Here is a 21,389-nt window from a genome sequence, read left to right as displayed (position 1 = left end):
ACTGTGGAGCGAAAATGGCGCAGCGCACAATAAGCGCCGCGCCGGGGCGGGTTTTCGCCGTTCTGGTAGAGAGCTGCCGCCGGCTCAGTCGAACAGGCTGGAGACGCTTTCCTCATGGGCGGTACGGCCGATGGCCTCGGCCAGCAGGCTGGCGATGGAGACCACGCGGATGTTGCGCGCCACCCGCACCGCCTCGGTGGGCTGGATCGAATCGGTGATCACCAGCTCCTTGAGGTTCGAGGCGGTGACGCGCGAGACGGCCCCGCCCGAGAGCACGCCATGGGTGATGTAGGCGTGCACCTCGGTGGCGCCGCGCGCCAGCAGCGCGTCGGCGGCGTTCACCAGCGTGCCGCCGGAATCGATGATGTCGTCGACGAGGATGCAGCGCCGGCCCTCGACGTCGCCGATGACGTTCATCACCTCGCTTTCGCCCGGCCGCTCGCGGCGCTTGTCGACGATGGCGAGCTGGGCGTCGATGCGCTTGGCCAGCGCACGGGCGCGCACCACGCCGCCGACGTCCGGCGACACCACGGTGATGTTGGAGAGGTCGAAGCGGGACTTGATGTCCTGCACCATCACCGGGGCCGAGAACAGATTGTCGGTCGGGATGTCGAAGAAGCCCTGGATCTGGCCGGCGTGCAGGTCGACGGTCAGCACGCGGTCGGCGCCGGCATGGGTGATGAGGTTGGCCACCAGTTTGGCCGAGATCGGCGTGCGGCCGGAGGAGCGGCGATCCTGCCGCGCATAGCCGAAATAGGGGATCACCGCGGTGATGCGTCGGGCCGAGGAGCGGCGCAGCGCATCGATGATGATGAGCAACTCCATCAGGTGATCATTGGTCGGGAAGGAGGTGGACTGCAGGACGAACACGTCCTTGCCGCGCACATTCTCCTGGATCTCGACGAAGATCTCCATGTCGGCGAAGCGGCGGACGACGGCCTTGGTCATGGACGTCTGGAGATACGCCCCGATCGCCTCCGCCAGCGGACGATTTGCGTTGCCGGCGACGAGTTTGATCGAACCGTTATTCTGAGACATTTCCGGCGCGCTCCCAGCCGTCAATAGTGCCGCCCGACCGTCGTACAGCCGTCGCGCAGACCTGATAGGCGGGCCGGCCCGGCCTGTAAAGCCGCGCGAGGCTGTTGCGGCGGCTTGTCCCTATGCGGTGGCCGCATAGGGCATCCGCACGCGGCTTCCACGCATCACGGATGGGCGGCGAAGGTGAGGGCGTTGGCCGGGGCGCCGGCGGCGGGGGCGGTCTCGGCCAGGGCGGGGCCGGGCTCCTCGCTGCCGTCGGCGACGGCCGGGCCGTCATCCTCACGCACCGGCGGGGCGTCAGCGGGATCGAGCGTGCGGGCCGGGCCGGAACCGGGGGTAGAGCCGGCCGCGAGGCGGGTGGAAATCTCGTCGAGGCTTTTGGCGGCGATGCGCTGGATCATCGCGTCGTCGAGGCCGTTCCAGACATCCTTGCCGGGGCCGACCTTCTCCACGCCGGCGACGCGGAGCACGCGCTCACGGTCGGCGTCGAACACGTCCCACACCCAGTCCACCTCGCCCTTGCCGTTCTCGACGCTGGCGGCGAGATAGCCGCGCACGCGGTAGGCGGCCTGCGACTGCCGGGAGGCGATGGGAACCTGCTGGGCCTGCGCCTCGGTGGTGAGGTTGGCCACCAGCTTGTCGAAGACGGGCTTGGGCGGGCCGTCGATGGATTCGAAGGCGAGCGCCTTGCCGCCGGAGGAGGGGGAGGAAATGGACTTGGCCGCAACCGGCTTGTTGCCGTCGGTCTGGCAGGCGCCGAGGGCCAGAGCGGCCATCAGGACCGCCGTCGTCGGCAGGCGCCGGCCCAGTGCGCGGCGAAGTCGATCGAACATGAACCATCCCCAGATGGTCGGTCGCGCCACGTATCTCCGGCAGGCGGAGTCGCGGCTGTCGCCGACGGACCGGCAATGGTTAAAACTAATTAACGATTAGGTCCAGAGGGGCCTCCGTTAAGCACTCGTTACCGTTAACGCCGACGAGGTAGGTGCGCCCGAGGCACATGGCGGTGCCGCTCTCGCTGTCCATCAGGATCATGTGCGCGAACAGCACCATGCCCGGCTCCAGCACCCAGGGATTGTCCGCGTAGAACATCGGCGGGTCCATCCAGGAGGGGGTGAACTTGGCGCCGAGCGAATAGCCGCAGGCGGCGAGGCGGTGCTTCTCCAGCCCGTGCCCGTCCATCACGTGGGCATGGGCGGCGAAGACCTCGCCGGCGGTCTTTCCCGGCACCATGGCGTGGGCGCAGGCTTCCAGTGCTTGCTTCGCGGCGGCGAACAGCTCCAGATGCCGGTCGCGCGGCGGGCCGACGACGACGGTTTCCATCATCGCCGCGTGGTAGTGGCGATAGGTGCCGGCCCATTCCAGCGTGATCTGGTCCTCGTCGTCCAGCACGCGACGGCCGGACTTGTAGCGGCACAGCAGCGCGTCGCGGCCAGGGCCGATGATGAACTCGTTGGCGGGATAATCGCCGCCGCCCCGGAAGACGGCGCCCTGCATGGCGGCGAGCACCTCGCCCTCGTCGACGCCGCCCGCGACGGTGGCGATGGCGGCCTCGCGCGCGGCCAGCGCCAGCTTGCCCGCCTGCCGGACATAGATGATCTCGGCCGGCGACTTCACCGCGCGCAGCCGGTCGACGAGGCGGGAGGCGTCGAGGAGGGTGGCGAAACCTTCGAAGGCGGCGTCGAGTTTCTTTCCCGCGCTCGCGGTGAGGCCGTAGCTTTCATATTCGACGCCGATGCGCGCGCCCGTGCCGCCGAGATCGGCCACCATGTCGCGCAGCTGCTGCTGCGGCGTGGCGTCGGCGCGGTCGGTCCACACGCGGATGTCCTCGATCAGCGAGGTGTGCTGCGCCTGCCGCAGGTCCGCCGAGCGGGTGAGCAGGCGATGCGCCCGTCCGCCCCCAGCCAGAGCGACTGGAAGAAGCAGAAGCCGAAGGTGTCGTAGCCGGTGAGCCAGTACATCGATTCCTGCTGGAACATCAGCAGGCCGTCGAGACCCTGTTCGGCCATGACCGCGAGCAGGCGCTGCCGCCGGCGCTCGAATTCGGGTCCGGTGAAATGCAGCGCCATGGCAATTCCTCAGATTGTCGTTTCCTCAGACCAGCGTGATGGCGGCGACGAGGCGTCCGTAGTCGGGTTCGCCGCGATGGGTGGCACGGCGATAGGAGAAGAAGCGCGCCTCGTCGGCATAGGTGTCGAGGCCGAGATCGTCGATGGTGCCGACGCCGAGCCCCGACAGCCGGGCGGCGATGTAGCCGGGCAGGTCGAACATGGCGTGGTTGCGCCGTTCGGAGGCGGCGAGGAAGCGGTCGTTGCGTGCATCGAGCCCCGTCAGCGTGTCGATGAAGTCCGGGCCGACCTCGTAGCTCTCCTGCCGGATCAGCGGGCCGATGGCGGCGACGATGCGTTCGCGCCGGGCGCCCAGTTCCTCCATGCGGGCGAGGGTGGCGTCGAGCACGCCGCCGACCGCGCCCTTCCAGCCGGCATGGGCGGCGCCGACGACGCGCGCTTCAGGATCGGCGAACAGCACCGGGCCGCAATCGGCGATGGAGACGGCGGCGGCGATGCCGACCGTGGCGGTGGCCACCGCATCGGCCTTGGGGCGCTCGTCCCACGGCCGGTCGACCACCACGCAGTCCGGCGAATGGATCTGCCAGGCGGTGAGCAGGTGGCCGGCCGGCACGCCGAGCGCCGCCGCCATGCGGGCGCGGTTCTCGGCGACGAGGGTCTGGTCGTCGCGCGAGCCCGTGCCGCCGTTCAGCCCGGCATAGATGCCTTCCGACACGCCGCCCTCGCGGGTGAAGAAGGCATGGCGGATGCCGGGCAGGGCGCTGAGCGCGGCGGACTCGACCTTCATGCGGAACCTTCCTCGAATGCCTCGCCGGGAGCGAATCCGGCGATCTCGTTCAGCGCAGGATGCACCAGAGCGAGCGCCTTGAAGAGGGCGCCCATCTGCCCTTCTTCCGTGCCGGCGAGGCGCAGGCGCGCCGCCTCCACCATTTCCCGGTCGGCGTCGCTCGCCGCGCGCTTCAGCCGGAAGGCGCGCTCGTCGAGGCCGAGGCGCTCCAGCAGCGCGCCCTGGCCGATGGGCCCGAACACGCGCGCACCGGCGGCCGTGGCGGCATGAGCGAGGGCGGCGAAGTCGACATGGGCGGTGAGGTCCGCTTCGCCGGGGTGCGCCAGCACATCGTCGAAGCTCCGGCGGTGGAGCGCCTGCAGCGTGTCGCCGAAGCCACCGCCTTGTTCCCGCTCGCCGGCATGGCCGTAATCGACCAGCAGCGCCGCGCCGCCGCTCACGGCGATGCGGGCACCGAGGGTGGCGGCGATGGAGAGGCCGAGCGGGCAGGTTTCCAGCACCGCCCCCGGCGGGGCGGCGGCGAGCCGGACTTCGCCGCGCGCGTCGGGCCGGGCGCCGGGGCGCAGGCCGAAGGCGAGCTTGCCGGCGGAATCGAGGCCGACCATGCGCTCGGCGATGCCGTCCGGGGTCCGCAGGAACTGGCGGATGGGCAGCGCGTCGACGAATTCATTGCCGAGCGCGATGAGCGGGCCGGGCGGCAGCGCCTCGATCCGCTCCACCCATTCGACGGCATGGCCGCGCAGCGTTTCCGCCTGCTTGGCGCGCAGGCGCGGCGAGGCTTCCACCAGCACCACGCGCGCGGCTTCGTGCATCCCGGGCACGCGGGCGGTGGCGCGCAGCATGTCGGCCATCATCGTGCCGCGGCCGGGGCCGAGTTCGGCCAGGACGAAAGGCGCGGGCGAGCCGAGGCGCAGCCAGGTTTCCGCCGCCCACAGGCCGAGCAACTCGCCGAACATCTGGCTGATCTCCGGCGCGGTGACGAAATCGCCGGCCGCGCCGAAGGGCTCGCGCGTGGTGTAGTAGCCAAGCGTCGGGTGGAACAGGCACTGTTCCATGTAGTCGGCGACGGTGATCGGCCCCGTGAGGGCGATCTGCCGGGCGAGGATGTCGGCGAGGGCGGTCATGCCGGGCGGACGTCGAGCGCCGGGCGATGACGGGCGCGCCAGACAAGCCAGCTTCCCAGCGCCAGCATCGGCAGGGAAAGCAGCATGCCCATGGTGAGCCAGCCGCCGGCGAGATAGCCGAGCTGCACGTCCGGCTCGCGGAAGAACTCCACGAAGATGCGCGCACAGCCATAAAGGAACACGAATATGCCGGCGACCGTGCCCGGCCGCTTCAGCCCGCCCGCGCGCACGGCCAGCATCAGCAGGGTGAACATGAGCAGCCCTTCGAGGCCGGCCTCGTAAAGCTGGCTGGGATGGCGCGGCTCCGGCCCGCCATGGGGGAAGACCATGGCCCAGGCGACATCGCTCGGCCGGCCCCACAATTCGCCGTTGATGAAATTGGCCAGCCGCCCGAGGAACAGCCCGATCGGCACCACCGTCGCGGCGATGTCGAGCATGGAGACGAAGGGCAGGCCGCGCCGCCGGCAGAACAGATACATGGCGAGGATCGAGCCGAGGAAGCCGCCATGGAAAGCCATGCCGCCGTGCCAGACGGTCAGCGCCTCCAGCGGATGCTCCGCGTAATAGGGCAGGTTGTAGAACAGCACATAGCCGATGCGCCCGCCCAAGATGACGCCGAAGGCGATCCACACCACCGCGTCGTCGAACTCCTCCGGCTTGATCGGCGCGCGTCCGCCCCACAGGCCCGGCGAGGCACACAGCCGCTTGGCCAGCCACCAGCCGAGCAGCAGGCCGGCGACATAGGCCAGCGCGTACCAGCGTATGGCGAAGGGACCGAGCTCGATCAGCACGGGATCTATGCTGGGGAAAGGCAGGGCGAACATCGGCGGGGCGAGCATGGGCATGTCGGTCTCGGCGGGGAAACGGCGCGCCGTCCGCAGGCGGGCGGGGTGCGGCAGGGAGAGCCCCGCTTTGCCCCCCTTGCGTGACAGGATCAAGGCGCGCGGCGCCCCCGAAGGGCCGGCGCCCTTGCGAACGCCTCGTCACAGCCCCATTGTTTTTGTAAAGGCACGGCATTGCGCCGGTCCACCCTCGGCACCCGTTCGCCAGGCACGTTTTAGCCGCCCAACTCTTAGCCGCAAAAGTCGCGAGATGACCATGACCCAGACCAGCAGCCGAATCTTCGACGACTTCGCCAAGCTGATGAACGATGCGGCCGGCGTCGCCACCGGCGTGCGCCGCGAGGCGGAGACGGTGATGCGGGCGCAGGCCGAGCGCATCCTGCGCGAGCTCGACGTCGTGACCCGCGAGGAGTTCGAGACGGTGAAGGAACTCGCCGCCGCCGCCCGCGAGGAGAACGAGCGCCTCGCCGCGCGTCTTGCCGCGCTGGAGGCCAAGGAGGCCAAGCTCGAAGCCACCATCGACCCGCCGGATTCGCTCGGCTGACACAGTTGTAGTAGACCGGCGGGGAACCCCGCTGTGGACGCACCGCCGGCGCCCCGCGCGCGGGCTTGCGGTACCGGGGCGAATCCCCCGACAACTTCAGCCATGGAGCGCATTTCCGCGGCCCATGGCCCAACGGTCGTAGCGAGGTACGGATTCAGCGCGATATAGTCGGAACAGCGGCGATTCGTTCGATTCTCGAATGCTTTGCCGGCAAGGCTACCGCGTTGCGTGCGTTCGACCCCCTCCGCGTCCATCCTCGCGAGGTCGAGCATGACCTATACAAGTGACTTCGAGACCGACAGCCGCCTCAACCCGCTCGATCTGATCGAGCGGATGGCCGCGCTCAACGAGTGGTCGTTCGAGCGGTCCGCCGAGGACGAGATCACCATCTCGCTCGAAGGCCGCTGGACCGACTGCCACGTTTCCTTCCAGTGGATGGACGAGGTGGAGGCGCTGCACATCGCCTGCGCCTTCGACCTGAAGGTGCCGGAGAAGCGCAAGACCGAGGTCCTGCGCCTGCTCTCGCTCATCAACGAGCAGATGTGGATCGGCCATTTCGACCTCTGGTCGAAGGAGGGCGTGATCATGTTCCGTCACGCTTTGCTGCTGGCCGGCGCGGAAGCGACCGACCGCCAGTGCGAGGTGATGATGGAATGCGCCATCGAGGCGGTGGAGCGCTACTTCCCCGCCTTCCAGTTCGTCGTTTGGGCCGGCAAGTCGGCCCGCGAGGCGATGGACGCCACGCTGTTCGAGACCGTCGGCGAGGCGTGAAACCTTGAGTGACGTCATCCCGGACGGCCGCAGGCCGATCCTGGATCGCGGACCGATGGAGGCGATCCCGGCGCGGCACCTTTCGGGCTGCGGCCGCGATTGTGGTCTGACGCGGGCGGCGCAGCCTGAGCCTGCCGCCGCGCTCCGCTGATCCCCATTGCCAAAGCCGCGCCTGCCCGGCACAACGCGGCGAGGCGCGCCACGCGCCGGCGGTAGGGGACTGACGATCATGGCCACACTTTCCGACATTCCCGGCCGAGTGCTGCTCGTCGGCGCCGGCAAGATGGGCGGCGCCATGCTGGAGGGCTGGATGGGCCTCGGCCTCGATCCTGCGCGCACGGCGGTGATCGACCCCGGCCCTCCTCCCGAGATCGCCGCGCTGATCGAGAAGCACGGCGTGGCGCTGAACCCGCTGAACGGCGGCCCCCCTTCCGTGATGCTGCTGGCGGTGAAGCCGCAGGTGGCGCCCGATGTGCTGCCGCGCGTCGCCCCCCTCGCCGGGCCGCAGACGCTGATCGTCTCGGTCATGGCCGGCCGCACCATCGGCTATCTCGAATCCTTCTTCGCGCCCGGCACCGCCGTGGTGCGCTCCATCCCCAACACGCCGGCGGCGATCGGGCGCGGCGTGACGGTGGGCGTGCCGAACGCGACGGTGACGCCGGAACAGCGGGTCATCGCCGAAGCGCTGCTGCGCGCCTCCGGCCTCGTTGAATGGGTGGATGACGAGGCGCTGATCGACGTCGCCACCGCCGTTTCTGGCTCCGGCCCGGCCTATGTCTTCCTGCTCGCCGAGGCGCTGGCGCAGGCGGGCGCCGCTGCCGGCCTGCCGCCCGCCCTTGCCGACCGCATCGCGCGGGCGACGGTGGCGGGCGCCGGCGAACTCATGGTGCGCACCGGCATCGAGCCGTCGCAGCTTCGCAAGAATGTCACCTCGCCGAACGGCACGACGGCGGCGGCGCTCGCCGTGCTGATGGACGAGACGCGCGGCTTCGGCCCGCTGCTGACCGAGGCGGTGGCGGCGGCGGCCCGGCGCTCGCGCGAACTGGCGGGCTGATGAACTGGCGGGCTGACGAACTTGCCGGCTGACTCGGAGAATTGATGCGCTCTTGCGCCATCCCAAGGCGTTCCGGCGTACGCCATGGCCTTCTTCTCGCCGACCGCACGCCCTAGATTGAAGAGGGGCACCGTTCACGACAGGAGGTCATCATGGCACGCTCTCCCGGAACGAAGGCCGCCGCCGCGCCGGCGAGCGACCCGCGCACGACGATCCTCGACGCCTTCCTCGCGCTGCTGGCGCAGAAGCCTTTCGAGCGGATCGCGCTCGGCGAGGTGGCGACCAAGGCGGGCCTATCACTCGCCGAGCTGCGCGCCAGCTTCGGCTCCACCTTCGACATGCTCTCGGCCTTCCTGCGCGAGACCGACCGCAAGGTGCTGGCGGGCGCGGACGAGGACATGGATGGCGAATCCGCCCGCGACCGGCTGTTCGACGTGCTGATGCGCCGGCTCGACGTGCTCGCCCCGCACAAGGCGGCGATCCGCTCGCTGGCGGAATCGGCGCGCCGCAACCCGTTCTTCGCGCTGGCGCTGAACCGGCTCTCCGTGCGCTCGCAGCAATGGATGCTGGCGGCGGCGAAGATCGACACGGCGGGCGCGCGCGGCGCCGTACGCGCGCAGGGTCTCGCCCTCGTCTTCGCACGGGTGATGCAGACCTACCTCGCCGACGACGCGCCGGACCTCGCCCGCACCATGGCCGCGCTCGACCGCGAGCTGGCGCGCGGCGCGCGCCTGCTCGGGGTCGTGGAAGGGGCGGCCCGGCTCGCCTTCTGCCGTCGACGTCGCGATCGTACGCCGGCCGCCGAGGTCCAGGCAGTCCCGCCCGATGCGCCGGTCATGGCCTGAGGCATCCATCCAGAGAGGAACGTCCCGTGAGCCTTGCGCCGCTCGAACAGATCACCATCGCCGACTTCCTCAAGGTGGATATCCGTGTCGGCACCATCATCCAGGCCGAGCCGTTCCCGGAGGCGCGCAAGCCCGCCTACAAGCTGGTGATCGACCTCGGCCCGCATATCGGCTGCCGCAAGTCGACCGCCCAGATCACCGTGCATTACGCGCCGGAGGATCTGGTCGGCCGGCAGGTGGCGGCGGTGGTGAACTTCCCGCCGCGCCAGATCGGCCCGGCGGTGTCGGAGGTGCTCACCCTCGGCTTCCCGGACGAGGACGGCGCGGTGGTGCTGTTCCGGCCCGACCGCGAGGTGCCGAACGGCGCGCGGCTGTTCTGAGGGCCGGTCTCAGACGGGTATCCGCACGCTCGCCCTCAGCCCGCCGAGCGGGCTGTCGCCGAGGATGACGTCGCCGCCATGGGCGCGGGCGGCGTCGCGGGCGATGGTGAGGCCGAGGCCCGAGCCGCCGGCATCCTGATTGCGCGCATCGTCCAGCCGCACGAAGGGTCGGAACACGTCCTCGCGCCGGTCCTGCGGGATGCCGGGGCCGTCATCGTCGACCGAGATGGTGAGCCAGCGTTCGTCGCGCGTGCCGGTGATGACGATGTGCCGGCCGTGCCGGCAGGCATTGACGGCGAGGTTGGCGAGGCAGCGGCGGAAGGCGTCGAGCCGCAGCATGACCATGGGGTCGCCGGTGAAGCTGGCGGAAACCTCGGCGCCGTGGCGCTCGGCATTGGCGCGCACATCCTCGACGAGGCGGGCGACGTCGACCGTCACCGGCGCCTCGGCCACGTCCTCGCGGGCGAAGGCGAGATAGGCCTCCAGCATGCTCTGGAGCTCGTCCACATCCTTGCGCAGCGCCTCGGTGTCCGGCGTGTCGCCGATCAGCGCCAGCTCCAGCTTGAAGCGGGTGAGAATGGTGCGCATGTCATGGCTGACGCCCGCCAGCATGGTGGTGCGCTGCTCGATCTGCCGCTCGATGCGTCGGCGCATCTCCAGGAAGGCGAGCGCCGCGCCGCGCACCTCGCGCGCCCCGCGCGGGCGGAAGCCGGAGACGTCGCGCCCCTTGCCGAAGGCGATGGCGGCGTCCGCCAGCGCCTCGATGGGCTTGATCTGGTTGCGCAGGAACAGGATGGCGACGGCCATCAGCACGAGCGAGGTGCCGACCATCCAGACGAGGAAGATGTGCGAGTTGGAGAGATAGGCCTGCGAGCGGCGGGCGAAGACGCGCATCACCATGCCGTCGAGCTGGACGCGCACCTCGATCAGGCTCGAATTGCCCACCGTGTCGGTCCAGAACGGCCGGCGCAGCCGCTTCACCAGCTCGCTGGTGAAGGAGGAGTCGAGGATGGAGAAGAAGGGTTTCGGTCCCGGCGGCGGCAGCCGCTCGCCGGGCAGGAATTCCACCGTCAGGCCCATGTTGAACTGGGCGATCCGCTTGATGCGCTCCTGATCGGCGGGCGTGGGGAAGGCGACCGCCAGATCGGCGATGGCGGCGATGTCCTGCGAGACGGCGGCCGAGAGGCGCCGCGTCACCGTGTTGTAGTGCCGCTCCATGAAGACGAAGGCGATCACCGACTGCAGGATTACCACCGGGGTGATGATGATGATGAGCGAGCGGGCGTAGAGGCCCTTCGGCATCACCCGGTTGAACCAGGCGCCGAAGCGGGCATTGCTGTCGCGCATGCGCTTCTGCGTGAGGCGCAGCCGGGCGCGCGCGGCGCCCACCATGCTGGTGTCGAGGACGCTCAAGGCGCGACGACGAGGCGATAGCCCACGCCCCGCACGGTCTGCACATAGGCGGGGTTGGCGGGATCGCGTTCGATCTTGCGGCGCAGGCGGTTGACCTGCACGTCCACCGCGCGGTCGCCGGCCGCGACGCCCGGCGCCACCAGCGCCTGGCGCGGCACCGTGTCGCCCGGCTTCTCGCCGAGCACGCGCAGCATGTCGCGCTCGCGGTCGGTAAGGCGCACGAGCTCGCCCTCGCGCGTCAGCTCGCCGCGTGCAAGGTGGAAGACGAACGGCCCGAAGCGCACCGATTCGATGGCCTGTGCCGGCGGCGGGGCGGCGCGCTTGATGATGTTGCCGATGCGCAGCAGCAGCTCGCGCGGCTCGAAGGGCTTGCCGAGATAGTCGTCGGCGCCGATCTCCAGCCCCTCGATTCGGTCGCCGGATTCCGAGCGGGCGGTGAGCATCAGGATCGGCACGGCGGACGTCGTGCGCACCGAGCGGGCCAGGTCGAAGCCGCTCTCGCCGGGCATCATCACGTCGAGGATGAGCAGGTCGAAGGCGAGGCCCGCCAGATGGGCGCGCGCATCCGCCGCCGATTCCGCCGTGGTGACGCGATAGCCGTGCTCGGAGAGGAAGCGCGAGAGAAGGCTGCGGATGCGCCGGTCGTCATCGACGATCAACAGGTGGAAGGCGTCGTCGGCAGGCATGGGCCGTGCGTTCCTCGGGTTGTCGGCCGGGGCGGCATTGGCGTCGAGCATAAGCGGGTCCCCGTCAGCCGGCCGGGCGGGTGCGGGCGGTGCCGCGCGTCTCGGCCACCTGATCGGCGCGCGCGATCAGCTTCTCGGTCGGCGAGCGATCTTCGGGGTCGATCATGGCGACAAGAAAGCGGCGCACGTTCTCGCGCGATTCCCCGCCGGTCTCCTCCAGCGCCCGGCGTATGCGCCGCGACTGGATGGCGACGAATTCCTGCGCCAGAGCCTCGCCCTTTGGGGTGAGGTAGAGCAGGCGCTGGCGGCGGTCCGAGGCGCCGGCGCGGCTGTCGATGAAGCCCTGGTCGACCAGCTCGCGCAGCACGCGGCCAAGGCTCTGCTTGGTGATGCGCAGGATGTCGAGCAGGTCGGTGACGCGCATGCCCGGGTGGCGATTGACGAAATGCAGCACACGATGATGTGCGCGGCCAAAGCCGAAGCCGCCGAGAATTTCATCCGGGTCGGAGACGAAGTTCCTGTACGCAAAGAAGAAAAGCTCGATCAGGTCGAGCATGGGCTCAACCTCGCCCGCGCCGGCGGGGCGCGGCGAGGGGGCCGTTTCGGCCTTGCCCGCACGATGGGTCATCGAGACATTTATGTCAGCCATGTTGACTTTTTTCGTTATGATCGTTACCCAGATGTCCCGTTCGACGAAAGGATCGTTCGGCATGCCGGGCGATCCAGGCCGGAACGGGGCAGTATTCGCCCGCTTTGCGGAGCGGCGAACGATAACGGGACTTCGGCTGCGAGGCAAAATATTGCGCTTTCGCATCTCGGGCCGAAGCCGCACTGTCGAAGGACATGAAGGCGCCGGCGCCATCCATGGCGCGCCGGCGGTCTGTTTGGGAGACTTACCATGGCGAGCGAACCTTTCGACAAACGCAGCGGCTGGATCTGGTACGACGGCGCCTTCGTGCCGTGGCAGGATGCCCAGGTCCATGTGCTGACCCACGGGCTGCACTATGGCAGCTGCGTATTCGAGGGCGAGCGCGCCTATGGCGGCGAGATCTTCAAGCTCGACGAGCACACCTTGCGCCTCAAGGAGAGCGCACGTCTGCTCGATTTCGAGATCCCCTACAGCGAGGAGGAGATCAACGCCGCCTGCCGCGAGATCCTCGTGCGCCAGAAGCTGAAGGACGCCTATCTGCGCCCGGTCGCCTGGCGCGGTTCGGACATGATGGGCGTCTCGGCGCAGAACAACCAGATCCACCTCGCCATCGCCGCGTGGGAATGGCCGAGCTATTTCGACCCGGCGCAGCGGCTGAAGGGCATCCGCATCGACGAGGCCAAGTACCGCCGCCCCGACCCGGCGACGGCGCCCTCGACCTCGAAGGCGGCGGGTCTCTACATGATCTGCACCATCTCCAAGCACGCCGCCGAGCGCAACGGCTATGCCGACGCGCTCATGCTCGACTGGCGCGGCCGCGTGGCCGAGTGCACCGGCGCCAACATCTTCTTCGTGAAGGACGGCGTGATCCACACGCCGGAGGCGGACGCGTTCCTCAACGGCATCACCCGCCAGACGGTGATCGCGCTCGCCAGGCGGCGCGGCATCGAGGTCATCGAGCGGGCGATCATGCCGGAGGAGCTGGAAAGCTTCGACGAGTGCTTCATCACCGGCACCGCCGCCGAGGTGACGCCGGTCTCGGAGATCGCCGGCCGCCACTACCAGCCGGGTCCTGTCACCAAGACCCTGCTCGACGACTACATGACCGAGGTGCAGCCCAAGGCCGCCGCGGCGGCGTGAGCTAGCGCCCCCATACCGGAACGAACGTCATGCCCGGCCTTGTGCCGGGCACTGGCGTTTTTGGGCATCCGTTCGTCCACTCTCGTGTCCCGGACAAGCTGCTGCGCGGCGCCGATCCGGGATCCAGGGGGCGCCGCGTCGCGCGTCGATACTGCGCTCCGCCCTTGTCGGCTCGGAGCCCTGTCGGTTCGGAGCCCTTGTCGGTTCGGAGGTTCGCAAGAAGGGTTGTCGACGCCTGCGGCGGAGTCTTTCGCTGGGTCCCGGCGCGGCGCTTCGCCTGCGGCTCCGCTGGGCCGGGATACACCGCTGCCGTCATGCGAAGGCTGACGGCCGTCCGGGATGACAGCTTCGGGCGGCTCGTCAGTTCCAGCGCTCGGCGGCCTCGTCGTCGGCGTCCTTGGCGGCGACCCAGTCGCGGGTGTCCTCGCGCTCTTCAAGCTTCCAGAACGGCGCGCTCGTCTTCAGCCAGTCCATCAGGAACTCGGCCGCCTCGAAGGCGGCGGCGCGGTGAGCGGAGGCGGTGACGACGAGCACGATGTTGTCGCCCGGCACCATGCGCCCGAAGCGGTGGATGACGGTGGCGCCGATCAGCGGCCAGCGCCCGCGTGCCTGCTCGATCAGGCGGCCGATCTCCTCCTCGGCCATGCCGGGATAATGCTCCAGCGTCAGCGCGATGAGCGGCGCGCCGCCGGGCGCGTCTTGCGCGCGGCAGAGCCCCGCGAAAGTGACGAGCGCGCCGATGTCGGTGCGCCCGCGTGCCAGCGCGGCGGCCTCGGCGGCGGCGTCGAAATCCTCGGACTGGATGCGGACGGTGAACATGCTCACCTCGCGGGCTCAGCCGCCCGTCATGGGCGGGAAGAAGGCGATCTCGCGGGCACCGCCCAGCGGCGCCTCGGGGCGGGCGTGGCGGCGGTCGAGCGCGGCGCGCACCACGCGCGGATTCTCGAAGGCATGGGCGTAGCCTTCGCCGCGCTCCTTCAGGAAGGCCGCGAGCTCGGCCACCGTGCGCACCTGCGCCGGCACATCCAGCTCCTCGCTCTCCAGCCCGACGCGTTCGCGCACCCAGGCGAAATAGAGGATCCTCACCGGTCGTCCTCGATCAGATGCCGCGCGCCGGCGCGGAAATAGTCCCAGCCCGTATAAAGCGTCAGCAGCGCCGCGACCCACAGCAGCACGACGCCGACCAGCGTGATGCCCGGCACCACGCGATCCGCCGCCGGGCCGACGAGCAGCACGCCGACGGCGACGAGCTGCGCCGTGGTCTTCCACTTGGCGAGACGGGTAACGGGTACGCTGACGCGCAGCTCGGCGAGGAATTCGCGCAGGCCCGAGACGAGGATTTCCCGGCACAGGATGACGACAGCCGCCCAGAGCGACCAGCCGCGGATCGTGCCGTCCGAGGCGAGCATCAGCAGCGAGGTGGAGACCAGCAGCTTGTCGGCGATGGGGTCGAGCATGCGCCCGATGGCCGATTGCTGCGACCAGGCGCGGGCGAGATAGCCGTCGAAGAAATCGGTGATGGCGGCGACGACATAAAGCGCCAGCGCCAGCCAGCGCAGCCAGATGCCGCCTTCGAGAATGTCGGACCAGAACAGGCAGGCGGCGACCAGCGGCACCGCCACGCAGCGGCCATAGGTCAGCATGTTCGGCAGCGAGAAGGCGTGTCCCCGGCTCACCTTCGGCTCCCGTAGAGTCTGCTGGCTCGTTGCGACTTCGACCATGGTTCGCCAGTCCCCGTTGCCAGTCCCCATTGCAAGGCACGTAATCACGCCGGGCGCGGGCGTCAATCGCGTCGCGCCGATCGGGTCATCTTTCCCGCGCGCGATCACGATGCGCGCCGGCTGCGGCCATCCGATGACGCCGCCGCCATCATGACGGGCGGGCGTGAAAGAAATCGTACACCGCCCGCGCGGTGGCGGCGTTCACGCCCGGAACGGCCTCAAGATCGGTCAGCGAGGCGCGTTCGATCGCCTTGAGCGTCCCGAAATGGCGCAGCAGCGCGCGTTTGCGCGTCGGGCCGACGCCGGGAATCTCCTGCAGCCCGGCCTGGGTGATGTCCTTCTTGCGCCGCGCCCGGTGCGAGCCGATGGCGAAGCGGTGCGCCTCGTCGCGCAGGCGCTGCACGAAATAGAGCACCGGGTCGCGCGGCTCCAGCCGGAAGGGCGGGCGGCCCTCGACATAGAAGGTCTCGCGGCCGGCATCGCGGTCCGGCCCCTTGGCGACGCCGACGAGCGGCACGTCGGTGAGGCCGAGAGCGGCCAGCGTCTCCTGCGCCGCCTTGAGCTGGCCGAGGCCGCCGTCGATCAGCACGAGGTCGGGCCAGGCGGTGGAGGCGGCATCGGAGGGTTCGCCGCCGTCTTCCCTCTCCACCGCGAGCGCCATCGCTTCCTCCCCCTGAGGGGGAAAGGGTTGAGGTGACGGGGCAGGAACCATGGGCTGACCTTCACCCGGCGGCTGCGCCGTCGACCCTTCCCCGTCGGGGAGAGGCGAGGTGCCCGCACGCGGATTCTCCTTCAGCAGCCGCGAGAAGCGGCGCGTCAGCACTTCGCGCATCATGCCGTAATCGTCGCCCGGCGTGAGTTCGGTCGAGCGGATGTTGAACTTGCGGTACTGGCTCTTGGAGAAGCCCTCCGGCCCGGCGACGATCATGCCGCCGACGGCGTTCGAGCCCATGATGTGGCTGTTGTCATAGACCTCGATGCGCCGGGGCGAGGCCTTCAGCTCGAAGGCGCGGGCGAGTTCGTCGAGCAGCCGGGCCTGGCTGGCGCTCTCGGCCAGCTTGCGGCCGAGCGCCTCGCGCGCGTTCTGCAGGGCATGCTCGACCAGCTCGCGCTTCTCGCCGCGCCGGGGCGTCGCGACCTCGACGCGGTGGCCGGCGCGGGTGGACAGCGCTTCCTCCAGCAAGTCGCGCTCGGCGACGTCGTGGCTGAGCAGGATCAGGCGCGGGCAGGGCTTGTCCTCGTAGAACTGGGCGAGGAAGGATTCCAGCACCTCGCCGATCTCCAGCGTGCGGTCGGCGCGCGGGTAGAGCGCGTGGTTGCCCCAGTTCTGGCCGGTGCGGAAGAAGAACACCTGCACACAGGTCGCCCCGCCTTCCTGATGAATGGCGAACACGTCCGCCTCCTCCACCGAGCGGGGATTGATACCCTGCGTGCCCTGCACGGCAGACAGCGCCGCGAGGCGGTCGCGCAGCACGGCGGCCCGCTCGAATTCCAGTTCCTCGGAGGCCTGCTCCATCTCATGGGCCAGCTGTTCCTTCACGGCGCGGCTGCGGCCGGAGAGGAAGTCGCGCGCCTCATCCACGAGCTCGGCGTAGGCGGTGTGGCCGACCTCGCCGGTGCACGGGCCGGCGCAGCGCTTGATCTGGAACAGCAGGCAGGGGCGGGTGCGCGATTCGTAGAAGCTGTCCGAGCAGGAGCGCACGAGGAACGCCTTCTGGAGGGCGTTGATGGTGCGGTTGACCGCCCAGACCGAGGCGAAGGGGCCGTAATAATCGCCCGGCCGGTTGCGCGCGCCGCGATGCTTGGCGATCTGCGGCGAGGCGTGGTCGCGGGTGATGAGGATATAGGGAAACGACTTGTCGTCGCGCAGCAGCACGTTGAAGCGCGGGCGCAGCTGCTTGATGAGGTTGGCCTCCAGCAGCAGCGCCTCGGTCTCGGTGCCGGTGGAGACGAACTCCATCTCCATGGTGGCGGCCACCATGCGCATGATGCGGGCGGTGAGCCCGGCCGGCCGGGTATAGGCGACGATGCGCTTCTTGATGCTCTTGGCCTTGCCGACATAGAGCACCGCGCCGTCGGCGCCGATCATGCGGTAGACGCCCGGCCCGTTGGGCGCGTGGCGGATGGCGCGGGTGATGGCGGCGCGTCCCATGGCGACCGTGCCGGGCGCCGGCTCGGCCTCCTCCTCGACGGGCAGCAGGGCGAGTTCGTCCTCGCCTTCGGCCAGCTCGGCCTCGTCGAGTTCGGTGTCGGGCATGTCGGCGTTGGGGCGGGCGATCATGTGCCCCTAGATACGTATTCGCGGGCGGGCCGAACAGGGGCTTGCGCGTGCGGCGCGCCGCATGCCCCGGCCGGGGGCAGCGGGTGAGGGAACCCGGAGCGGCCTGACCCAAGGTTACGAATGCGCGGGGCGGCGGGCCGCCATGCGTGCGTGCCGCGTGTGTTCGCGCGCGAACGGGTCTATGGGAGCGCATCATGTCCAGCTCCAGCCCTCCCGCCGGCGGCGCGGCCGCCCGTCCTGCCCTCCCTTTGACCGGCTACGCGCTCGGCGCGACCGGGGCGATCCTGTTCGCCTCCAAGGGCATCATCATCAAGCTCGCCTATGGCGAGGGCATCGACCCGGAGACGCTGCTGGCGCTGCGCATGGCGTTTTCGCTGCCCTTCTATCTCGTCATCGGCACGCTAGCGGTGATGCGCCTGCGGGCGAAGGGCGAGGCGCTGCCGGGGCCGATGCTGGTGCTGAAGGCGGCCGGCGTCGGCGCGCTGGGCTACTGGTTCTCCTCCTATTCTGACTTCCTCGGCCTGCAATACATCTCCGCCTCCTTCGAGCGGCTGATCCTTTACACCTATCCGTTCTTCGTCGTGCTGTTCGGCGCGCTGCTGTTCGGCCAGCCGATCCGCCGCAAGGCGGTGTGGACCTTTGTCGTGGCCTATGCGGGCCTGGCGCTGATCTTTGCCGAGCGCTTCTCGGTAGACGGCACCAACACGGTGAAGGGCACCTTCTTCGTCGGGCTGGCGGCGATCAGCTTCGCGCTCTACCAGCTCATGGCGAGCAGCCTGCTGCGCAGCATCGGCTCGGCGCTGTTCACCTGCATCGCGATGATCTCGGCCTCGGCGGTCTCGCTGACGCAGTTCGCGCTGATCCGCCCGGTCGAGGCGCTGGCGGTCTCCTCGCACGGGCTGACGCTGGCGGTGATGATCGCCATCGGCGCCACCGTGCTGCCGAGCTTCTTCATGAACGCCGCGCTCAAGCGCATCTCCGCACAGGCCAATTCGATGATCAGCACGGTGAGCCCGGTCGCCACCATGGTGATGGCGGTGCTCATTCTCGGCGAGAGGGCGAACGCCACCGAGCTTGCCGGCGCGGCGGTGGTGATGCTGAGCATCAGCTGGTTCACCATCAGCGACGCCCGCCGGCGCTGAGGCGGCGGGCCGCGATCAATCGTCTTCCGCGTCCGGCGTGCGCCAGGCGAGGTGCTGGCCGCCATCGACCGCGATCATCTGGCCGGTGACGCTTTCTGCGCGCGCGAGATAGATGACGGCCTCGGCGATCTCCTCCGGCGTCGGGCCGCGCCCGAGCAGCACCGAGCCGGACTGGCGGGCGAAGGCGTCGCCGTCCTGCCGCGCATTGGCGAGCGTCGGGCCGGGGCCGACGCCGTTGACGCGCACGCGCGGCGCCAGCGCCTGGGCGAGCATGCGCGTCGCCCCCCACAGCGCCTGCTTGGTCAGGCTGTAGGAGAAATAGGCCGGCGTCGGCTTCAGCACCCGCTGGTCGATGACGTTGACGACGGCCCCTCCCGCGCCTTCGGGAAGCTGCGCGGCAAAGGCTTCGGCGAGGAAGACCGGGGCGCGCAGGTTGATGGCGAAATGCCGGTCCCACAGGTCGAGATCGAGACCGCCCGCCGCGTCGGGGTGGAACTCCGAGGCGTTGTTGACGAGGAGAGCGAGCGGGCCGAGCGCCGCCACGGCGGCCGGCACCACGCCGGCGACCGCCCGCGGGTCCGACAGCTCCGCCGCGACCACCGCGACGCGCGCGCCAAGCGATTCGAACTCCGCGCGGGCGGCCTCCGCCGCCGGTCCCGACCGGCGCACATGCAGGGCGAGATCGTAGCCTTCCGCCGCCAGCCGGCGGGCGATGGCGTGGCCGATGCGCACGGCGCCGCCGGTGACGAGGGCGACGGGGCGGGGAGAAGGGGAGGGGAGAACGGTCATGAGGTATTCATGCGATGCTCTGGCGGCACCGTCCATCGGCGCGCCCCCGATCTACGTCCCGCATGCGGCACCGGATCACCTCCCGCGCCGCCGGTGTCAACCTTTCGCTAACCAATAAACGGCGAATTGTTTCGACAATTCAATGCAACAGACATGCAGTCGATTGGGGAAGATCGTCTATATCACAATATATAATCAGATACCTCACGTAAACGCTCGCTTAAGCATAACGCATTCTTTCATGTTCATCTAAGATTCCGATCATACATTTATCGGACTGTCAGCCTTATCTCAGGCGGAAACGGCGCTCCACACGTGGATGCGGCGCCTGAACGAGATTAAGGAGACGAAGATGAAGAGCACGATTCTCGCGGGCGTCAGCCTTGTCGCCCTGCTGGCCGTTCCGGCGGCCGCGGCCGACCTCAGCTATCCCGCGCCCGCCGCCTATGCGGCCGCCCCGATGCCGTTCACCTGGACCGGCTTCTATTTGGGCGCCAATGCCGGCTATGGCTGGGGCACCGCCGGCTGGTCGCCGGATATTGACGGCTTCATCGGCGGCCTGCAGGCCGGCTACAACTGGCAGGGCGCCAGCCCGTTCGTGATCGGCGTCGAGACCGACATCCAGTACTCGGACATTTCGAGCGGCGTCTACCAGCTCGACTATTTCGGCACGATCCGCGCGCGCCTCGGCTACGCCTTCGACCAGTTCCTGGTCTACGGCACGGGCGGCTTCGCCTATGGCAGCGGCACCTACGAGACCTGGGGGCTGTCGAACTCCAAGAACCAGACCGGCTGGACCCTCGGCGGCGGCGCCGAATACGCCATCAACAACAACTGGAGCGTGAAGGGCGAGTATCTCTACGTCGACCTGGGCGATGCCACCTACCAGACCATCGACGGCCCGCGCGCCGTGGGCGTGAGCACCAACGTGCTGCGCGCCGGCGTCAATTACCGCTTCTGATTTGGCGGGCGGCGGTTCTGCGCCGCCCGATTCCGTTCCATCCGAGATGAAGGCCGCGTGCTCCCGGCGAGCGCGCGGCCTTCGCACTTTCAGGGATACATTCGTGATAATTTTGCCACGCCCCACGTCTTTGTGTGATGGATCGTGGCGAAATTGTTGCGCTTCTCCGTGATCTGTGGGTCGCAATTATACCGCCCGAAACCGAGCGCTGACGCGGTTTTCCCCGCCGTCGCGGGCATGTCCTGCCGCAATCCGAGGTCGTCCGGCGACCTATTCCGCCGCATTCCGGCCCTCGACGCGCCCATCTGGGCTTCTACTTCACACTCCGACCGAACGCGTTCCTCGTTCTCGTTACCGTTTCTACCGGAGTGTACCCATGAAGAAGATCATCAGCTCGGGCGTCGCGGCCGTCGCCCTTCTCGCCGCCGCCCCGGCCTTCGCCGCTGACCTGCCCCAGCCTTATCCCACCAAGGCGCCGGCAGCCGTCATCGCCGAGCCGGTCTTCACCTGGACCGGTTTCTATCTCGGCGCCAATGCCGGCTATGCCTGGGCCAATGGCGAGGGCGCGGCGGACACGCTCGGCCTCAACCCGGACGGCTTCATCGGCGGCGGCCAGATCGGCTTCAACTACCAGTTCGACAACAATGTCGTGCTCGGCGCCGAGGCCGACTTCCAGGGCGGCGACCTCAAGGACACCAGCATCTACGGCTATGAGTCCAAGCTCGACTATTTCGGCACCGTGCGCGCCCGCCTCGGCTACGCCATGGGCAATGTGCTGCCCTATGTCACCGGCGGTCTCGCCTGGGGCCATAACGAGGTCAAGGATACCCTTCTCGGCCTGAGCTCCAGCAACACGGCGGTGGGCTGGACGGCCGGCGGCGGTCTCGAATACGCCCTGACCAACAACTGGACCGTCAAGGCCGAGTATCTCTACATGGATCTCGGCGAGGACTACTACAACAGCATCGGCGACAAGAGCGGCCTGACCGCCAACATCGTCCGCGCCGGCGTGAACTACAAGTTCTGACGGCACGTACCGGGGCCGGTCTCCGGCACCTGACAGGATGAAGGCCCCGGCCCGGCGGACAACTCCGCCCGGCCGGGGCCTTTTTCGTTGGCGCGGCGTGCCCGTACGGGCACGCGATACGCGGTC

Annotated in this window: 22 protein-coding genes and 1 pseudogene; 9 read left to right on the top strand and 14 right to left on the bottom strand. The window is 69.2% G+C overall.

The features are described 5' to 3' along the window. Positions 1-84 precede the first annotated feature (84 nt). From MWN33_RS15025 to lgt, 6 genes and pseudogenes are all read right to left on the bottom strand, one after another. Complete coding sequence (locus MWN33_RS15025) at positions 85-1,038, bottom strand: ribose-phosphate pyrophosphokinase (protein WP_247201849.1); 954 nt, start codon at positions 1,036-1,038, stop codon at positions 85-87. 164 nt (positions 1,039-1,202) lie between these two features. Then, positions 1,203-1,871, bottom strand: a complete 669-nt coding sequence (locus tag MWN33_RS15020) for a hypothetical protein (protein WP_247201848.1) — start codon at positions 1,869-1,871, stop codon at positions 1,203-1,205. 85 nt (positions 1,872-1,956) lie between these two features. Then, positions 1,957-3,107: pseudogene (locus MWN33_RS15015) on the bottom strand (M24 family metallopeptidase). Positions 3,108-3,132: 25 nt separating this feature from the next. Further along, a complete protein-coding gene (gene pgeF / locus MWN33_RS15010) occupies positions 3,133-3,894 on the bottom strand; it encodes a peptidoglycan editing factor PgeF (RefSeq protein ID WP_247201847.1) in 762 nt (253 codons plus the stop codon). Continuing rightward, positions 3,891-5,018 carry a class I SAM-dependent methyltransferase gene (locus MWN33_RS15005; protein ID WP_247201846.1) on the bottom strand — a complete coding sequence of 376 codons (1,128 nt, stop codon included), beginning with the start codon at positions 5,016-5,018 and terminating at the stop codon, positions 3,891-3,893. Before MWN33_RS15005 ends, pgeF begins: the two co-directional genes overlap by 4 nt. Then, the gene (lgt, locus tag MWN33_RS15000; protein WP_247201845.1) at positions 5,015-5,863 is read right to left on the bottom strand and encodes a prolipoprotein diacylglyceryl transferase; all 849 of its coding nucleotides are present in this window, start codon (positions 5,861-5,863) and stop codon (positions 5,015-5,017) included. The genes MWN33_RS15005 and lgt overlap by 4 nt, the downstream gene beginning before the upstream one ends. A gap of 253 nt (positions 5,864-6,116) precedes the next feature. Here lgt and MWN33_RS14995 point away from each other — a divergent pair, with 253 nt between their 5' ends. From MWN33_RS14995 to MWN33_RS14975, 5 genes are all read left to right on the top strand, one after another. Next, a complete protein-coding gene (locus MWN33_RS14995; RefSeq protein WP_247201844.1) occupies positions 6,117-6,404 on the top strand; it encodes an accessory factor UbiK family protein in 288 nt (95 codons plus the stop codon). Between the two features lie 270 nt (positions 6,405-6,674). Then, entirely contained in the window at positions 6,675-7,175 is a 501-nt protein-coding gene (locus MWN33_RS14990; protein ID WP_247201843.1) for a type III secretion system chaperone family protein, read from the top strand. Positions 7,176-7,404: 229 nt separating this feature from the next. Continuing rightward, positions 7,405-8,229, top strand: coding sequence for a pyrroline-5-carboxylate reductase (gene proC, locus MWN33_RS14985; RefSeq protein WP_247201842.1), 825 nt, complete (start codon positions 7,405-7,407; stop codon positions 8,227-8,229). Between the two features lie 152 nt (positions 8,230-8,381). Next, positions 8,382-9,074 (top strand): TetR/AcrR family transcriptional regulator, encoded by a 693-nt coding sequence (locus tag MWN33_RS14980; RefSeq protein ID WP_247201841.1) that lies wholly within the window; start codon positions 8,382-8,384, stop codon positions 9,072-9,074. 26 nt (positions 9,075-9,100) lie between these two features. Then, positions 9,101-9,454 carry a tRNA-binding protein gene (locus MWN33_RS14975; RefSeq protein WP_247201840.1) on the top strand — a complete coding sequence of 118 codons (354 nt, stop codon included), beginning with the start codon at positions 9,101-9,103 and terminating at the stop codon, positions 9,452-9,454. A gap of 9 nt (positions 9,455-9,463) precedes the next feature. Here the strand turns inward: MWN33_RS14975 and MWN33_RS14970 are convergent, their stop codons facing one another. From MWN33_RS14970 to MWN33_RS14960, 3 genes are all read right to left on the bottom strand, one after another. After that, positions 9,464-10,867: an ATP-binding protein gene (locus MWN33_RS14970; protein WP_425532013.1), complete on the bottom strand. Its 1,404-nt coding sequence runs from the start codon at positions 10,865-10,867 to the stop codon at positions 9,464-9,466. Next, complete coding sequence (locus MWN33_RS14965; protein ID WP_425532012.1) at positions 10,864-11,553, bottom strand: response regulator; 690 nt, start codon at positions 11,551-11,553, stop codon at positions 10,864-10,866. Before MWN33_RS14965 ends, MWN33_RS14970 begins: the two co-directional genes overlap by 4 nt. Before the next feature lie 64 nt (positions 11,554-11,617). After that, positions 11,618-12,202, bottom strand: coding sequence for a MarR family winged helix-turn-helix transcriptional regulator (locus tag MWN33_RS14960; protein ID WP_247201838.1), 585 nt, complete (start codon positions 12,200-12,202; stop codon positions 11,618-11,620). A 249-nt stretch (positions 12,203-12,451) separates the two neighbouring features. Here MWN33_RS14960 and MWN33_RS14955 point away from each other — a divergent pair, with 249 nt between their 5' ends. Next, positions 12,452-13,342, top strand: a complete 891-nt coding sequence (locus MWN33_RS14955) for a branched-chain amino acid aminotransferase (RefSeq protein WP_247201837.1) — start codon at positions 12,452-12,454, stop codon at positions 13,340-13,342. Positions 13,343-13,702: 360 nt separating this feature from the next. Here MWN33_RS14955 and MWN33_RS14950 read toward each other — a convergent pair whose 3' ends face one another. The 4 genes from MWN33_RS14950 to uvrC form a co-directional block, all read right to left on the bottom strand. Then, positions 13,703-14,161 (bottom strand): molybdenum cofactor biosynthesis protein MoaE, encoded by a 459-nt coding sequence (locus MWN33_RS14950; protein ID WP_247201836.1) that lies wholly within the window; start codon positions 14,159-14,161, stop codon positions 13,703-13,705. Positions 14,162-14,176: 15 nt separating this feature from the next. Next, positions 14,177-14,428, bottom strand: a complete 252-nt coding sequence (gene moaD / locus MWN33_RS14945) for a molybdopterin converting factor subunit 1 (RefSeq protein WP_247201835.1) — start codon at positions 14,426-14,428, stop codon at positions 14,177-14,179. Next, a complete protein-coding gene (pgsA, locus tag MWN33_RS14940; RefSeq protein ID WP_425532011.1) occupies positions 14,425-15,063 on the bottom strand; it encodes a CDP-diacylglycerol--glycerol-3-phosphate 3-phosphatidyltransferase in 639 nt (212 codons plus the stop codon). The genes moaD and pgsA overlap by 4 nt, the downstream gene beginning before the upstream one ends. 148 nt (positions 15,064-15,211) lie before the next feature. Beyond that, positions 15,212-17,344, bottom strand: a complete 2,133-nt coding sequence (gene uvrC / locus MWN33_RS14935) for an excinuclease ABC subunit UvrC (RefSeq protein WP_247201834.1) — start codon at positions 17,342-17,344, stop codon at positions 15,212-15,214. A gap of 194 nt (positions 17,345-17,538) precedes the next feature. On the opposite strand from uvrC, the gene MWN33_RS14930 reads away from it, so the two are divergent. Further along, positions 17,539-18,486, top strand: a complete 948-nt coding sequence (locus tag MWN33_RS14930; RefSeq protein ID WP_247201833.1) for a DMT family transporter — start codon at positions 17,539-17,541, stop codon at positions 18,484-18,486. A gap of 15 nt (positions 18,487-18,501) precedes the next feature. On the opposite strand, the gene MWN33_RS14925 is transcribed toward MWN33_RS14930, so the two are convergent. Beyond that, positions 18,502-19,275: an SDR family oxidoreductase gene (locus MWN33_RS14925; protein ID WP_247201832.1), complete on the bottom strand. Its 774-nt coding sequence runs from the start codon at positions 19,273-19,275 to the stop codon at positions 18,502-18,504. A gap of 352 nt (positions 19,276-19,627) precedes the next feature. Between MWN33_RS14925 and MWN33_RS14920 the strand changes: the two genes are divergently transcribed. Both MWN33_RS14920 and MWN33_RS14915 read left to right on the top strand, forming a co-directional pair. Next, positions 19,628-20,236 (top strand): outer membrane protein, encoded by a 609-nt coding sequence (locus tag MWN33_RS14920; protein ID WP_247201831.1) that lies wholly within the window; start codon positions 19,628-19,630, stop codon positions 20,234-20,236. 376 nt (positions 20,237-20,612) lie between these two features. Next, positions 20,613-21,263: an outer membrane protein gene (locus tag MWN33_RS14915; protein WP_247201830.1), complete on the top strand. Its 651-nt coding sequence runs from the start codon at positions 20,613-20,615 to the stop codon at positions 21,261-21,263. The last annotated feature ends 126 nt before the right edge of the window (positions 21,264-21,389 follow it).

This window comes from Ancylobacter koreensis (assembly GCF_023016525.1).
In the GTDB taxonomy this organism is placed as follows: domain Bacteria; phylum Pseudomonadota; class Alphaproteobacteria; order Rhizobiales; family Xanthobacteraceae; genus Ancylobacter; species Ancylobacter koreensis.
The sequence above is the reverse complement of the archived record's forward strand: the minus strand, read 5'-3'. Positions and strand labels throughout refer to the sequence as shown.

Bases quoted from the DNA above. Each gene is read 5' to 3' on its own strand.
- MWN33_RS15025 (WP_247201849.1), bottom strand. From the start codon at position 1,038: ATGTCTCAGAATAACGGTTCGATCAAACTCGTCGCCGGCAACGCAAAT.
- MWN33_RS15020 (WP_247201848.1), bottom strand. From the start codon at position 1,871: ATGTTCGATCGACTTCGCCGCGCACTGGGCCGGCGCCTGCCGACGACG.
- pgeF (WP_247201847.1), bottom strand. From the start codon at position 3,894: ATGAAGGTCGAGTCCGCCGCGCTCAGCGCCCTGCCCGGCATCCGCCAT.
- MWN33_RS15005 (WP_247201846.1), bottom strand. From the start codon at position 5,018: ATGACCGCCCTCGCCGACATCCTCGCCCGGCAGATCGCCCTCACGGGG.
- lgt (WP_247201845.1), bottom strand. From the start codon at position 5,863: ATGCCCATGCTCGCCCCGCCGATGTTCGCCCTGCCTTTCCCCAGCATA.
- MWN33_RS14995 (WP_247201844.1), top strand. From the start codon at position 6,117: ATGACCCAGACCAGCAGCCGAATCTTCGACGACTTCGCCAAGCTGATG.
- MWN33_RS14990 (WP_247201843.1), top strand. From the start codon at position 6,675: ATGACCTATACAAGTGACTTCGAGACCGACAGCCGCCTCAACCCGCTC.
- proC (WP_247201842.1), top strand. From the start codon at position 7,405: ATGGCCACACTTTCCGACATTCCCGGCCGAGTGCTGCTCGTCGGCGCC.
- MWN33_RS14980 (WP_247201841.1), top strand. From the start codon at position 8,382: ATGGCACGCTCTCCCGGAACGAAGGCCGCCGCCGCGCCGGCGAGCGAC.
- MWN33_RS14965 (WP_425532012.1), bottom strand. From the start codon at position 11,553: ATGCCTGCCGACGACGCCTTCCACCTGTTGATCGTCGATGACGACCGG.
- MWN33_RS14960 (WP_247201838.1), bottom strand. From the start codon at position 12,202: ATGGCTGACATAAATGTCTCGATGACCCATCGTGCGGGCAAGGCCGAA.
- MWN33_RS14955 (WP_247201837.1), top strand. From the start codon at position 12,452: ATGGCGAGCGAACCTTTCGACAAACGCAGCGGCTGGATCTGGTACGAC.
- MWN33_RS14950 (WP_247201836.1), bottom strand. From the start codon at position 14,161: ATGTTCACCGTCCGCATCCAGTCCGAGGATTTCGACGCCGCCGCCGAG.
- pgsA (WP_425532011.1), bottom strand. From the start codon at position 15,063: ATGGTCGAAGTCGCAACGAGCCAGCAGACTCTACGGGAGCCGAAGGTG.
- uvrC (WP_247201834.1), bottom strand. From the start codon at position 17,344: ATGATCGCCCGCCCCAACGCCGACATGCCCGACACCGAACTCGACGAG.
- MWN33_RS14930 (WP_247201833.1), top strand. From the start codon at position 17,539: ATGTCCAGCTCCAGCCCTCCCGCCGGCGGCGCGGCCGCCCGTCCTGCC.
- MWN33_RS14925 (WP_247201832.1), bottom strand. From the start codon at position 19,275: ATGACCGTTCTCCCCTCCCCTTCTCCCCGCCCCGTCGCCCTCGTCACC.
- MWN33_RS14920 (WP_247201831.1), top strand. From the start codon at position 19,628: ATGAAGAGCACGATTCTCGCGGGCGTCAGCCTTGTCGCCCTGCTGGCC.
- MWN33_RS14915 (WP_247201830.1), top strand. From the start codon at position 20,613: ATGAAGAAGATCATCAGCTCGGGCGTCGCGGCCGTCGCCCTTCTCGCC.